The 14,310-nt window shown below is 54.9% G+C and carries 13 protein-coding genes and 1 tRNA gene; 9 read left to right on the top strand and 5 right to left on the bottom strand.

The features are described from left to right. Window positions 1-63 precede the first annotated feature (63 nt). Together F8A88_RS05400 and F8A88_RS05395 are read left to right on the top strand one after the other, a co-directional pair. A complete protein-coding gene (locus F8A88_RS05400) occupies window positions 64-1,440 on the top strand; it encodes a rhodanese-like domain-containing protein (protein WP_151150047.1) in 1,377 nt (458 codons plus the stop codon). A 126-nt stretch (window positions 1,441-1,566) separates the two neighbouring features. Next, complete coding sequence (locus F8A88_RS05395; protein ID WP_151150046.1) at window positions 1,567-2,343, top strand: putative metalloprotease CJM1_0395 family protein; 777 nt, start codon at window positions 1,567-1,569, stop codon at window positions 2,341-2,343. An 80-nt stretch (window positions 2,344-2,423) separates the two neighbouring features. On the opposite strand, the gene F8A88_RS05390 is transcribed toward F8A88_RS05395, so the two are convergent. Then, a complete protein-coding gene (locus F8A88_RS05390) occupies window positions 2,424-4,490 on the bottom strand; it encodes a methyl-accepting chemotaxis protein (protein WP_151150045.1) in 2,067 nt (688 codons plus the stop codon). Between the two features lie 431 nt (window positions 4,491-4,921). Then, window positions 4,922-4,997 (bottom strand) — tRNA-Lys (locus F8A88_RS05385). Between the two features lie 97 nt (window positions 4,998-5,094). Here F8A88_RS05385 and F8A88_RS05380 point away from each other — a divergent pair. Both F8A88_RS05380 and F8A88_RS05375 read left to right on the top strand, forming a co-directional pair. Then, the gene (locus F8A88_RS05380; protein WP_151150044.1) at window positions 5,095-6,897 is read left to right on the top strand and encodes a protein-disulfide reductase DsbD family protein; all 1,803 of its coding nucleotides are present in this window, start codon (window positions 5,095-5,097) and stop codon (window positions 6,895-6,897) included. Between the two features lie 31 nt (window positions 6,898-6,928). Next, window positions 6,929-8,119 (top strand): iron-containing alcohol dehydrogenase, encoded by a 1,191-nt coding sequence (locus F8A88_RS05375; RefSeq protein WP_151150043.1) that lies wholly within the window; start codon window positions 6,929-6,931, stop codon window positions 8,117-8,119. Between the two features lie 52 nt (window positions 8,120-8,171). On the opposite strand, the gene F8A88_RS05370 is transcribed toward F8A88_RS05375, so the two are convergent. Beyond that, window positions 8,172-9,392, bottom strand: a complete 1,221-nt coding sequence (locus F8A88_RS05370; RefSeq protein ID WP_151150042.1) for a M24 family metallopeptidase — start codon at window positions 9,390-9,392, stop codon at window positions 8,172-8,174. Window positions 9,393-9,471: 79 nt separating this feature from the next. On the opposite strand from F8A88_RS05370, the gene F8A88_RS05365 reads away from it, so the two are divergent. From F8A88_RS05365 to hisF, 5 genes are all read left to right on the top strand, one after another. Then, on the top strand, window positions 9,472-9,891 hold the full coding sequence (locus F8A88_RS05365; RefSeq protein WP_151150041.1) for a CoA-binding protein: 420 nt from the start codon (window positions 9,472-9,474) through the stop codon (window positions 9,889-9,891). After that, complete coding sequence (locus tag F8A88_RS05360; protein WP_151150040.1) at window positions 9,888-10,334, top strand: YkgJ family cysteine cluster protein; 447 nt, start codon at window positions 9,888-9,890, stop codon at window positions 10,332-10,334. Before F8A88_RS05365 ends, F8A88_RS05360 begins: the two co-directional genes overlap by 4 nt. 6 nt (window positions 10,335-10,340) lie before the next feature. Next, window positions 10,341-11,129: a J domain-containing protein gene (locus F8A88_RS16035; RefSeq protein ID WP_151150039.1), complete on the top strand. Its 789-nt coding sequence runs from the start codon at window positions 10,341-10,343 to the stop codon at window positions 11,127-11,129. 121 nt (window positions 11,130-11,250) lie between these two features. Then, entirely contained in the window at window positions 11,251-11,889 is a 639-nt protein-coding gene (hisH, locus tag F8A88_RS05350) for an imidazole glycerol phosphate synthase subunit HisH (protein WP_151150038.1), read from the top strand. Further along, entirely contained in the window at window positions 11,882-12,661 is a 780-nt protein-coding gene (gene hisF, locus F8A88_RS05345) for an imidazole glycerol phosphate synthase subunit HisF (protein WP_151150037.1), read from the top strand. The genes hisH and hisF overlap by 8 nt, the downstream gene beginning before the upstream one ends. Before the next feature lie 53 nt (window positions 12,662-12,714). Here the strand turns inward: hisF and moaC are convergent, their stop codons facing one another. Both moaC and dnaJ read right to left on the bottom strand, forming a co-directional pair. Next, the gene (gene moaC, locus F8A88_RS05340; protein WP_151150036.1) at window positions 12,715-13,200 is read right to left on the bottom strand and encodes a cyclic pyranopterin monophosphate synthase MoaC; all 486 of its coding nucleotides are present in this window, start codon (window positions 13,198-13,200) and stop codon (window positions 12,715-12,717) included. Continuing rightward, window positions 13,200-14,309 carry a molecular chaperone DnaJ gene (dnaJ, locus tag F8A88_RS05335; protein ID WP_151150035.1) on the bottom strand — a complete coding sequence of 370 codons (1,110 nt, stop codon included), beginning with the start codon at window positions 14,307-14,309 and terminating at the stop codon, window positions 13,200-13,202. The genes moaC and dnaJ overlap by 1 nt, the downstream gene beginning before the upstream one ends. Window position 14,310: the final 1 nt, after the last annotated feature.

The raw sequence follows: 14,310 nt of genomic DNA, 5'->3' as shown, positions 1-14,310 counted from the left end.
CTTCTTTCCGGAGAATGGCTTATTAATAGGAATGAATCCTAATTAATATTCTTCGGAGGCAATATGTATTTCAAACAAATCCTCACCCCGGGACTCGGGTGTTTTTCCTATGTGATCGGCTGCCCCGGAGCCAAGGAAATGATCGTCGTTGATCCGAAACGCGACGTGCAGGACTATCTGGACATCTCTCGCGAGGAAGGCATGAAGATAGTGCGGGTGGTTGACACGCACGTACACGCCGACCACGTCAGCGGCAATCAGGAACTGCGTGCCCTGACCGGATGTGAACTCTGCATGTACGAGTCCTCTCCGGTCAATTATCCGTTCACTCCCCTTTCCGAGGGAGACACTTTTGAAGTAGGCAACGCCAAACTTGAGGTGTTGCACACCCCGGGACACACTCCGGACGCTCTCTCCCTGCTGGTTACCGATTCAACCCGCGGCGACGAACCGTGGATGGTCCTCACGGGAGATGTGCTCTTCGTCAACGACATCGGCAGGCCCGACCTTGTGGGAGAAGCCAAACTCGACGAGCAAGTGCATAACCTCTACAACAGCCTGTACGTTAAATTGGCAAAATACCCTGACCACCTTGAAGTCTTTCCGGCTCACGGAGCAGGTTCCCTTTGCGGAAGAGGCATGAGCTCGAAGCCAAGCTCGACCCTTGGATTCGAACGCCGCCACAACCCCATGCTCGGATTCGACAGCTACGAATCCTTTGCCTTGGAAATGAGCCAGAATTTCCCGACACGCCCCAAAAGCTTCACGCACATCATCACCACCAACATGGACGGCGCGCCGCTGCTGGAAAGCTGTCCCATGGACAAGGCCATGGATCCGCCCCTGTTCGAGCAGAGCATTGACGACAATACCGTGATCATCGATGCTCGCGACTCGGCGGCCTTCAGCGGCTTCCACATTCCCGGCTCCGTAAATATCGGTTTTGAAAAACAGTTGGCCAACTGGGTGGGCATGGTGGTCGCACCGGACAAGGACATCCTGCTGGTGGTCAACAGCCGCCAGGACTACGACGCCATGTGCACGGAGCTGCATCGCATCGGATATGACCGTATCCACGGCTACCTGAACGGCGGCATTGCCGGGTGGGTATACAGCGGCCGCCCTGTCCAGAAGCTCGGCCAAGTCTCTGTGCAGGAACTCCATGACCTGATCGGCTCCCCGGAGGTACAAATTCTGGACGTACGTACCCCTGCGGAAATCGAGGGCGGCATGGTTGCAGGGGCTACTCATGTCCCGCTCCCGCAAATCATGGACAACAAGTTTGATGGCCCCAAAAACCAATCATACGTGGTGTACTGCGGTTCAGGATACCGCTCCAACATTGCCGCATCGCACCTCCAGAACCTCGGCTACACCGACGTCAGGGGCACGGCGGGCGGCACCATGGCCTGGCTCCAGGCTGGATTTCCCTTTGCCTGATTCCGCCACATTCACACACATCAAAGGCGTCTTTGCAAAAAGGCGCCTTTTTTTTTGCATTAACCCTAAAGATTTCCTGAAGCCTGCCGATAAGAAGGACGTAAAAGGAGTATTTTAACGGAGAAAATGCGCATGTTCACTTCAATAAACAACTTTACCGCATCCCTGGCCGGCACGTTGTTCAACAGCCTGGAAACATTGCATAGCTCCCCTCGCCCCATCCAGACGGCTTCTCAAGAAGCCGCCACGCGTCAAACATCGCCAAAGTCCGATGAACAAGGCCCGGAATATAGTTCGGCCGCAACAATGACAGACGCTCAAAAGGACACTCCCTCTCTCAAAGTTGCCACCAGCGGTAAAACGGAAGACCGCCAGGACAAAAAGGACAACGAGACCTCACCCAAGAACGAGTCCGTCCCCAAATCGGAACAGGAACTCACTCTTGAACAAAAACAGATCGTTCGAGAACTGCAACAAAGGGATCAGGAAGTCCGTTCGCATGAACAGGCCCATATTTCAGCAGGGGGCCCCCATGTGCATGGCGGCGCAAGCTACTCATATGAAGACGGCCCTGACGGCAAACAATACGCCACAGGTGGCTCAGTAAACATCGACACGTCCCCTGTTCCGGGCAACCCCGAAGCCACGTTGGAAAAAGCACAAATCGTGCGCAAGGCAGCACTGGCTCCGGCAACGCCGTCCGCCCAAGACCAGAAAGTGGCCAGCGAGGCCACACAAATGGAATCCGAGGCACGACAAGACATAACCGAAGACAAAAACAGGGAAGAAAAAACGGAACAGAACGGCCCCGATGCTCCGAACCAGCGCTTTGCACGGGCTGCCCAGGCCTACTCTTTTTCAGAACTGCAACTTCCCGGCTCGTTCCTTTCCTCCTGTTGCTAAAAAAATCCATGACAGTGCCGGTGCAGCCAAGGCGGAGGCTGCACCGGCTATCATATGTTCCTGCCCAAATCAGGCGGGAATCATTGCATATTCGTAATACCCGAAACACCACTAACAACAGGACCGCCTTCAGGAATCACGTTCTCCGAAACGGCGTCACCTCTTCCCTGTGCGGATTCACCTCCAGCAAGCATTTCGCCCATGCCACTCCGCAGCTGATCAGAAAGACCAACTAACTCAGCGACAGCCTCATGGGCCTCCTCCACGCTTGTCACAAAGGATTGCGCAATTTCGCGAACCTCATCAGTGGATCGTGCGATCTGTTCGGAAGCGGTGCTCTGCTCCTCGGAAGCCGAGGCTATGCTCTCGACATTGACCACATTCTGCTCAACGAGACTGACGATCCTATCCTGAGCATCCCCCGAAGAACGCGCCTGCACGGCACTTTGCTCAACCACATTAACCACCTCACGAAACCTGGTGATATTGCGTGCTGACGAATCCTGAATCGAAACGATGTGCTGCTCGACCTGTTGTGTGGCCGCCATGGTTTTTTCCGCGAGCTTACGAACCTCGTCGGCAACAACCGCAAACCCCCGCCCGGCATCCCCGGCCCTTGCCGCTTCAATGGCTGCATTCAAAGCCAGCAGATTGGTCTGATCCGCTATCTCATTGATAACGTCCATGACCTGACCGATAGACTCGACCTGAACACCGAGTTTTTCCAGCCCTTGGCTAATCCTGTCTGTAAAGCCGCGAACATCCTCAATGGATGAAACCGCCCCACGTACCAGTCCGGCCCCTTCGACCGCCTTGTCGCGCGCATCAGAGGCCCTCTCCGTGGCTTGCGATGCATTATGGCTAACTTCCAGCACAACGACGCTCATCTGTTCCATGGCCGAAGCTGTCTCGGTAACCCGCTCATGCTGGCTCCTCGCGCCTTCACGAATTCGCACAAGCATGGAAGCAACCTGCTCGGTGGCCACGGACACGCGGTCCGCAATGCCTTCAGCCTGATGACCGGCCTCCGCCATTTGTTCCCACAAGGCCTTAACCCGTTCTTCCTGCTGTCGGGCCTCCACCATGGCCGACTCTGCTGCCTTGGCCTGTTCCAGTGCTTCTTTTTCCTTCTGCCGCACCGCAGCCAGTTGCTCACGCAGCATGGACACCATGCCCATGATGTCATCGCATAATCTTTTAAACTCATGGCGGAAAGAACCTTGTGGGCTTGCTTCAAGATCCCCTTGTGAAACCGCTCTGGAATATGCCTGCAGGGCCGCAAGAGGCCGTGTGATGGAAAACAGCACCCAGAACATACCCAAAAGAACAATGATACAGGCCACACCCTCTATGCCGAAGACAGCCAACTCTGCATTCCGGCTCACGCTTGCGCTTTCGGTTTTATAGTGGTCCCGAACAGAAACGATCACAGGTTCAAGAGCCTCGGCGGAAGCCTGCAAACCTCTCTGGGCGAATTCCTCGGTATTCAGGCTTTCCCTGTACCCTTCAAAGGCCTGCTCATATTCCGTCAGTTTCGCGTTGAAAGCGGCCCGCTGGGTAGCGTCAAACAAGACGGAGGCATCGACAGCGGAACGCATGGCATGGACCCAGCCATTCATTCGTTCCAAATACTTTTCCGTGCGGCGCAAAATGAAATTTTTCTCCTGCCGCCGTATCTGCAAAAGAATGATCGTGATCTCACGGCTGTCGACTTCCTTGAATATCGCCTCAAGCTCGCGGGCGGATATGATGAACCTGTTGCGCCACCCCGTATCCTCAGTCAGGCCGATTGCCACGTTTGCGTCGACCATGCGTTTCAGATTTTCCCTGTATTTCGCCAGCAGTCGCAATGCGTTGTCACACTGCGACTGCATTGCGGGGTCGCGCATGGCAATGGACTTCATCAAATCGATGGCCGTGTCCACATGCTCATATGCGTTTGCCTCGTACGTTTGCTGCTTGAATATCTGAAAGCTTTTTTCGTCGAACCTTGCATGCAGTACTTCGTCATAAGCATCACGCGCATTCGCCATGAGGCCGGTATATTTATCCGATATGTTTTTCCCGATCTGGGATGCAGTCAATATCATGAGAAAGCAGCCAATGCAGACAAATAGAATGGCGACCAGTTTGTTTCGGACGGACATATATCACTTCACTCCTGCGTTTTTCATTCAATTCACGCAACAGCTCCATACAAAGCAATGGCCGTGCCACAAAAAAATATTAAATAATCATCTGAATAAATTGATAAAAAGACACATTACGAGATCCGTGCAAACATCAAATACGTAATCAGCCAATCACGCAAAAAAATCCCACTGAAGCGCCAAACCACTTCAGGACATGACGATGCGCGAATCGCGCAAGTCATTTTTTTTCAATTTCAGGGAGTCAAGGCGGCGGAACGAAAAAGGAAGGGGATGAAGATCATTGACGCATGATAATGCCTGACTTATTTTTGTTTGCTATAACAAATGAGAATGGAAAAAAGAATGCACTCATACACATCGCGCCCAAACTGCATGTTCGCAGACACGAAAAAACCCGGCAACTTTCGTTGCCGGGCCAATCTTCGTGGTGGGTCACCAAGGAATCGAACCTTGAACCTCCGGATTAAGAGTCCGCTGCTCTGCCAATTGAGCTAGTGACCCGAAGTCGCTATGGAGTCGCCCCCGTCGCGAGAAAAAGTTTCTACGCTTCTGCCCTGCGCCTGTCAACAGGAAAAATAATTTTTTTGGAGTTTTTTTCATGATTCGCAAATTCGGCTTTTCAATTTTTATTTCAACATGTTTGCTGGTGATCTTCATCATCGATGCCCAAGCGCAATTCCAGCCGGCCTCATTACCCGCAGACACCCGCTGGGAAGTTGCCTCCATCAGTAAAACAGATTCCTCGCAACTCCTTGCCGTACTGCACGTGACCCTTCATGACGGATGGCATACCTATGCCCACATTCCAGGCGACCTTGGGACTCCCACCACCCTTGAAGCACAGCTCACCGGAGAACAGAAAGCACTGCGGGTTCTTTACCCCGAAGGCAAAACGGGAAAAGACGCACTCAACCCGAATTTCACGGTCAACACCTATGACACATCCTTTGCGTTGTTCATCCCCCTCCCGCAAGGCACGACGACACCATTGACAATGAAGGCACAACTCAAACTCCTGTTCTGCTCGGACACCAGCTGCATGCCCGGCACAATCGATATCCCGCTGCACACGGGCATTGCGACAGAAGAACTGCCCGATGCCCATGACATGCCATGGTGGCCACAATACCAACAACTGCTTGCACAACAGCCAGCCGCGGCCAAAACAACCGGGCAATGGAGTTTTGAGCCTGTATACCAACAGCCGGGACTCGAAGTGACCGGCATGTTTTCCTCGATATTGCTGGGGCTTTTGGCAGGCCTCATACTCAATGTCATGCCGTGTGTTCTTCCTGTAGTCAGCATCAAGCTGAGTAGCCTGATGGCCAGTAGCGCGCACCATGACGAACAGAACAAAAACAAAGCGTTTCGTGAACACAACCTGTATTTTTCCGCCGGCATACTGACCTGGTTTACGGCCCTGGCCCTGCTGCTCGGCCTGACAGGACAGGCATGGGGTGTCATCTTCCAAACCCCTGAAGTGGTCATAGCGCTCACGGCAATGGTTTTTCTGCTCAGCCTGAGCCTTTTCGGCCTTTTTTCCCTTCCGGTGATTGATCTCAAAATAGGCACACATAGCAAAAACCCACGTGCACAAGCGTTCTTCACCGGCGTGCTGGCCACACTGCTGGCCACACCATGCAGCGGGCCATTTCTCGGCGGCGTTCTCGGTTGGGCGCTCACACAGCCGCCATTGGTAATTATGGCTGTCTTCTTGAGCATAGGCATGGGAATGGCCGTTCCGTATGTCCTGTTGGCTGCTCGCCCCGGGTTGGTTCGTTTCCTGCCCAAACCCGGACCATGGGTCGCATTGGTTGAAAAAGGCGTGGGCTTTTTCCTGATCGGGACCTGCATTTACCTGATCAACATTCTCCCGCAGGACAGGGTGTTGCCAACGCTGCTCATCCTGTGGGTTGCAGCGCCGGCAGCATGGCTTCTCGGTTTGGCAAACCCGGCCAAGACCGGCCTGCAACGTCTTGCCCTTCGAGCAGCGGCCATCGGCATTCTGGCTGCCTCCCTAGCATGGGCCTTTGTCCCTGCCTCCGAAACCGAACACTGGCAGACGTTTGACGCCCATAGATTCTCACGACAACTGGGACGCAAGGTCATGGTAGTCGATTTCACGGCTGATTGGTGCCCTACATGCAAGGTGCTTGAACGTACCGTGCTGACGGAATCGAACATCACCCGTTGGCAAACGGATTACGACGTGCAATTCATCAAAGTGGACCTGACCGAACCCAACCAGGACGGTGAGCGTCTGCTGCACGAACTCGGGGCTAAGAGCATTCCCACGGCCGCGGTCTTCCCAACGCAGGACAAAGGGAAACGGCCACACGTACTCCGAGACCTTTTCACGAAAACGCAACTTGAAAACTTGCTGCAATCGTATACAAAATAGCCAATCAACATTTTTACGAGGACAATCAGAAATGCTTCACTTCAATCACTATATGCCTACACGAATCATTTTCGGCCCCGGAGAACTCAAACAGCTTGGTACACACGAAGCGTTGCCTGGCCGGACAAAAGCCATGATCGTCATCGGCGAATCCGGCATCATGCTCCAGAACGGCTATCTGGCTCGCACCCAGGGGTTCCTGTCCGAACACGGCATCCAATCGCTCGTATTCGACAGAATCAAACCCAATCCGGAATCCGATTCCATTGCCGAAGCGGCCACAATCTGCAAGGAAAAGGAAATCGATCTCGTGGTGGGACTCGGCGGCGGCTCCACTCTGGACGCGGCCAAGGCCATTGCACTCATGGCCGCTAACGACGGTGATCTCTGGGACTACGTTGCCGCAGGAACCGGAAAAAACAAAAAGCCGAACAACCCGGCCCTGCCGATGGTGGCCATCCCCACAACCGCAGGCACAGGATCGGAGGTCACACCTTCGGCCGTCATCACCAAGTCAGGCGGCAATGAAAAGATCGGCATCCGGCACGAATCCATGTATCCGATCATGGCCGTGGTGGACCCGGACCTCATGCTCTCCATGCCCCCCTTCCTGACCGCCTGCACAGGCATGGACGCTTATTTCCACGCCGTGGAGTCGTATCTTTCCACGGTCCGAAGCCCCAATGCCGATTTGCTGGCACTGGAAACCATTCACCTCATCTGCCACTACCTGCCCCGGGCCGTTGCGGACGGCGAAGACATGGAAGCCCGCATAGCACTCGCCTGGGCCAGTACGGCTGCAGGAATAAGTCTTTCGCAAGCCGTGGCCATATCCCAACACTCCATGGAGCACGCCCTGTCCGGATTTTACCCGGAACTGCCACATGGAGCAGGACTGACCATGCTCTCCAACGCCTATTTCAGTTTTCTGGCGGAACAGGGAGTGGAACGGATCGAAGATCTGGCCATGGCCATGGCCGATGCACTGGAGGTGGACATTCCCGAAGACCAGCTCATGGATGCATTTATCCCCATGCTGGAAGAATTGATCCGTGCCGTTGGATTGGCGGAATTGAATCTTTCGGACTACGGCATGAAGCCCGAGGACATTCCGGCCCTTGCCGACAACGCGCTGGATACAATGGGCCGCCTGTTCGAGATATCCCCGGTAAAAATGACCCGCGAGGACGTGATTACGATTTTCGAAGCCGCGTACAGCTAACGGAAAAAACCAATTCAAAAAAAAAGGGCTCATTGCGAGCCCCTTTTTTTGGCTATACAAAAACCATATCAAACGTGTCGCCGGTCATGCTTTTGGCCCCCGCTGGCGTGACCTCAAACGTATTTTCCACGCCGACCATGCCTATCCCCTCGATACCGATCTTGGGCTCCAGTGCCAAGGCCATGCCGCATTCAAGCGGTTCGGTGAATCCACGGGCCAAGGCCGGGTATTCGTCAATATTCAGGCCGATGCCGTGACCGAGAAACGGCACTTTGTTGCCGCCCAGCCCCATGTATCCTTCGGCAAAACCGGCCTTTTCCGCCATGACCACACTTTCCAGCCAAATTTCTTCCGGCGTTGCCCCGGGGCAAGCCATTGCCGCAGTGCGTGCCTGTATTTCCATACATGTATCCTGCGCCCTGCGCACGTCTGCGGGAACATCAGAGGATGAACCGGCCCAGCAGACCTGCGTCTTGTCGGTCTGATACCCGTCCACCACAAACCCGATGTCCAACCCCAAAGGCTCGCCCCGCTCCCAAATCTTGCCAGCATACCCCATGACAGGTACGGCGGGATGCTCGCCACGCAGTCCAAGCGGCCCGTTGAAGCTGCTGGGATAATTTCCGGAATCCCCGGCCGCCACATGGCCGAGAAACGCCTCTTCGCCATGGGCCTGCATGCGCAGCAACCCCTGATGCCCGTTCTCGAAAAACACCTGCCAGCAAATATGGGAAATTTCCCGCTCGGTCATGCCCGGACGAATGCGGGCCGGAATCAGTTCGTAGAGACAACGGTGATGGCGTTCTCCGCAACGGCGCATGATCTCAAGCTCCCATTCGGACTTGACCGAACGGGTCAGGGTCAACGCATGATCGCCCGCTACGATGGAATAATCCTTGAGCTTGGCGGCCAAAAGCTGACCAAGCTGCCACGTAAGCCCGGACATGATGGCAGCTATGGTTTTCGTGAACGGGCTGCCCGCATCCCCGGCCAGCCCGGGCAGGTCCGAATAGGAACGAAACGGGACAATGTTTTTCAACCCGGACTCCAGCCGTGCACGCTCCACTCCCTTGCGGATCATCAGCACAGGATCGCCCTCAAGGGGCAGCCAAAGTACGCCCTGTCCCATGGTTCCGGTCAGATAATAGATGTTGAGACGTGAAAAAACTAACAGTCCGCCCGCCCCGGGGGCCACGGCCTGCAAATGATGACGGCAGGCCTCATGCCTGCGGACCAACTCCTCTTTCGGAATCGTGGACAACGCTTCAAACATGTACACTCCTCGTGTTCCGGCACTAGGCAACCGGAGGCATTTGCTGTACACCATCCCTAAAAAACAAAGGGCTGATTACATGAAGAATAAAGATAAAGAGCTAGCCGCCCTGCTTGACGAGGTCAAGACCATCGCCATCGTGGGGGCGTCCGACAAGCCCGGCCGTCCGGTGGATGGCGTGGGACGGGCGCTCATCGAACGCGGCTTCACGGTCATCCCCGTGCATCCCAAACGCCAAGACGTCTGGGGGCTGACCACATACGCTTCACTGAAAGACGTTCCCGTGGCCATTGACTGCGTGGACCTGTTCCGGGCCTCCCAATGGTGCCCGGGCCACGCCCGTGAGGTGCTGGAACTCGACACCCTGCCCAAAATGTTCTGGATGCAATCGGGCATCACCAGCCCGGAAGCGCGTGAGATTCTTCAGGACAAGGACATTGCCGTATACGAAGACCGCTGCCTCATGGTGGAAGTCAGCCTGCTTGGAGTAAAAAAATGAGCGCGCCAGCATTCGAATGCCACATGTGCGGCCATTGCTGCCATGGAGAAGGTGGCATCATCATGTCCGCCAAGGACCGCAAACGCCTTGCCGAGCACCTTGGCCTCGAAATCGATGAAATGCTGGAGCAATACGCCCAGCTCACCAACGGCAAATACAACCTCAAAACAGGCGAAGACGGATACTGCATCTTCTACGAAAACGGATGCAGCGTGCATCCGGGACGACCGGACATCTGCCGTGCATGGCCATTCTTCCGGGGCAACTTGGTGGACTCTCTGAGTTGGGAGATGATTCAGGAATACTGTCCCGGGGTCAATCCGGATGCCGGTCATGCCGAATTCGTTCGTCAGGGCAAGGAATACTTGCGCAGGGAAAACATCCTGCGCCACGATCCAGACATTGATCCCAATGCCCTTTTGTCTGAAGAGGAAGCATCGTAGGCGCTCATGAAACCGCAAGAATGCCGCCGCATACTGAATGTCGCTCCCGGAGCCGATCTTGATGAAATCAAGTCGGCGTACCGGAGGCTGGCCTTCAAGTATCACCCCGACCTGAACAGTTCTCCCGGGGCGGCAACACGTTTTCGTGAAGTCAACGAAGCGTATGTCATCCTCAAGGATGCAGCGGACAACGGCTACGAACAACCCCATGCGCACAAGACCCGCCAGAACCGGGAAAAGGCCAGCGCCAAGCCCAAACAGGGTGCCAAAGCATACGCACGCCAGCAGCGACAGGGCAAACCGTCGGACAAGTCCAGATACGAATCCACACGATCCAGATCGCAAAAGTTCTACTTCAAGGAAGAAGACGTTCTCAAGGATCTGCTCAACGACCCGTTTGCGCGCAAGGTTTTTGAAGACATCTACAGCCAGGTAAAAAAGGACAACCCGAACTTCAAGGGACCGGTTTCACTCAACAGAAGAAACCTGTCACTCAAACTTGGCAAAAAACGCATCAACCTTGACCTGTCCTCAGGCTTGGGGGCCGGTGTTCGTTCATGGTTCAGGTCGCAACTCGATTATGAACAGACAGTATACTTCCCGGCGCACACGCTCATGCCCGGCCGCAAAATAAAAATTACCGTGGAACAAAAATTCTCCCGCGGCCCCAAAACAATCGAAGTCACCCTGCCGCACAACTTTGTTGTCGGCCGTCCCATCCGTCTCAAGGGGTTGGGGAGACGCCTGGGGCCAATCAGGGGCGATCTGCTGTTGCGCGTCCTGCCCAAAAGCTGAACTTCGGGCCGATAAAACAACAGGCTCGGCATTTCCCATCGCCTTTTTTCCCGTCATGCGACTTGTATTCCGCTGTGTTTTTTACTAGTCGCTAGTAAAAGCAGTCCAAGGAGGAATACACATGCTCGCTATTTTTGAATATAATGCCGGCAATCAGACCAGTGTGAAGCGAGCGCTGGATCATCTCGGCATTCCCAATGAAATAACCAACGATCCGGAAAAGCTCGACAAGGCTGACGGAATCATCTTTCCGGGAGTTGGCGCGGCCGGACAGGCCATGGACGAATTGACCTCCGGGGGGCTGGACGAAATCCTGAAAAGCCTGATCTGGCAGGAAAAGCCCATGCTTGGCATCTGTGTCGGCTGTCAAATTCTCCTCGATTACAGCGAGGAAAACGACACAAAGGCCCTGGGAATCATTCACGGAGAGTGTCGCCTGTTCAACCCTTCCTGGGAAGACTACCAAGGCATTCCGATCCGCGTTCCCCATATGGGCTGGAACACTCTGGACCTGCATCAGGAATGTGAACTCTTTGCAGGCATTGACCCGGACGCCAATTTTTATTTCGTTCACAGCTACTTTCCGGCACCGCACCAGGAATCAGTCATCGCTACCACACGCTATGGTCGCGACTTCTGTTCCGTGCATGGCCGCAAGGGATTGTGGGCCGTGCAGTTCCATCCGGAGAAAAGCGGACGTCCCGGCCTGCAGTTGCTGAAAAATTTCCACAACTACTGCCTGGAGGAAAACCATGCTTAGCAAACGCGTCATCCCCTGCCTGGATGTCCGCGACGGCAGGCTCACCAAGGGAATCAAGTTCAAGGGCAATGTGGATATCGGCGACCCCGTGGAAACAGCACGCACCTACTATGAACAGGGCGCGGACGAAATCGTGTTTTACGACATAACCGCATCCTCGGATGGCCGGGGAATTTTCCTCGACGTCGTGGAAAAGGTGGCTTCCCAGATATTCATCCCCTTTTCCGTGGGCGGCGGCATCAACACGGTGCAGGACATGCGCGACGTTCTGCTCGCCGGTGCGGAAAAGGTTTCGGTCAACTCCGGAGCAGTCAAGAATCCGGACATCATCAGCGAAGGGGCGGCCCGCTTCGGTGCCCAATGTGTCGTTCTGGGCATGGATGTCAAACGGGTTGACAAGTCCGAAGACATCCCTTCCGGGTTTGAAGTCGTCATCCATGGGGGTCGCAAATACATGGGCATGGATGCTCTGGAATGGGCCAAAACCGGTGAGGCGCTCGGGGCCGGAGAAATCTGCCTCAACTCCATTGACGCGGACGGCACCAAGGACGGCTACGACATTGAGCTGACCAAACTGGTTTCGGAATCGGTTCACATCCCCGTGATCGCCTCGGGGGGAGCCGGGCACCCCAGTCACATGGTGGATGCCGTGACAAAGGGAAAGGCCTCAGCCGCACTCATCGCTTCCATCGTGCATTATGGCGAATGGACGATCCCCGACATCAAGCAGTACATGGCGGACAACAACGTCACCATGCGAACCATATGGTAAAAAAAAGACCCGCGCCAAAAGGCGCGGGTCTTTTTTTTATCTTTGTTGCGGCCCTATTCATTTCTGAACTCACCACTCTTGCCGCCACACTTGTATACAAGACGGCAGTCGGTGATCACGATATCCTTTTGCACGGCCTTGCACATGTCGTAGATCGTTGCCGCAGCGACCTGTGCAGCAATGAGCGCCTCCATCTCCACACCGGTTCCAGCCGCGGTTCGCACCTCGACTTCAATGCCCACGATAGCGTCCGCGTCAATGACGTTGAAACGAACGTCGACATAACTGATGGGAAGCGGATGACACATGGGAATAAGGTCATGCGTCCTTTTTGCGGCCTGAATTCCGGCAATCTTGGCGGTCGTCAGCACATCCCCCTTGGGAAGCGCGTCAGCCTTGAGCAGGTCAAAGGTGGCCCGAGACAGACGAACCTCGGCCTTGACGATCGCCGTGCGCTTGGTGGCCTTCTTGTCAGACACATCCACCATACGGGCGTTGCCGTCGGAATCCATATGAGAAAAACCGCTTTGCTCGGACATTATTCCCCCATGACCTTGTCTTTGGCCTTCTTGAAAAAGTCCTTGGCCTTCTTCAAAGGTTTTCCTTCCTCAAGCTCTTGGAATTCAAGCAAGAGTTCTTCCTGGCGCTTGTTCAGATGCGTAGGTGTCTTGACCCGAATCTCAATGAGAAGGTCGCCCTTGTGCGTGCTGCCCAAATGCGGCAGACCCAACCCTCGCAAACGGAATATCTCACCGCTCTGGGTTCCCTTGGGAATATCCAGATCAACGGGATCGTCAAGGGTGGGAACTTGCATACGATGGCCAAGAGACGCCTGAACAAAGGAAATCTCCCGGCTCAGAATAAGGTTCTGTCCTTCCCGTTCAAAAGTCTTGTCTGGCTCCACCTGGATGACAACGTACAAATCGCCCGGAGGGCCTCCATACAGCCCCGCCTCGCCTTCGCCTCGGAGCCTGAGACGGGAATTATTGTCCACACCGGCAGGAATCCTGACCTTGAGGTCCTTGTCCACGACCACGGATCCGCGGCCCATGCATTCGTGGCATGGGTCGGTGATCAAAACGCCACGGCCACGACAGTGGGGACAAGTGACGGCAACCCTGAAAAAGCCCTGTGTCTGATGAACGGTTCCGGTCCCGCCACACTGGGGACAGGTTTGTGGTGTGGTTCCCTTGCGGGCACCGCTACCATCACATTCACCGCACGTTTCCTCAACGGGGATGCGAATATCCACTTCCGCGCCCTTGGCAGCATCACGGAAAGAAATGACCAGATTGTAGCGCAGGTCCGATCCGGCTCTGGCCCGCCGGCCTCCACCGCCGGAAAAACCGAACACATCGGAAAAGATGTCGCTGAACGCGCCAAATATGTCGTCCGCATTGGAAAAACCGGAAAAACCATTATCATTTATGCCGTCATGACCGAATCGATCATACCGTTCCCGCTTATCCGGATCTCGCAAGACCTCATACGCCTCGGCCGCTTCCTTGAACATTGCTTCTGCTTCGGGATCGTCCGGATTGCGATCCGGATGATACTTGAAGGCAAGCTTTCGGTAGGCCGACTTGATCTCATCCCCGGAGCTTTCTGCAGCAACTCCGAGAATCTCGTAATAATCACGTTTGGACATG

Source organism: Pseudodesulfovibrio senegalensis, from assembly GCF_008830225.1.
In the GTDB taxonomy this organism is placed as follows: Bacteria; Desulfobacterota; Desulfovibrionia; order Desulfovibrionales; family Desulfovibrionaceae; genus Pseudodesulfovibrio; species Pseudodesulfovibrio senegalensis.
This window is presented reverse-complemented; position numbering and strand designations above follow the sequence as displayed.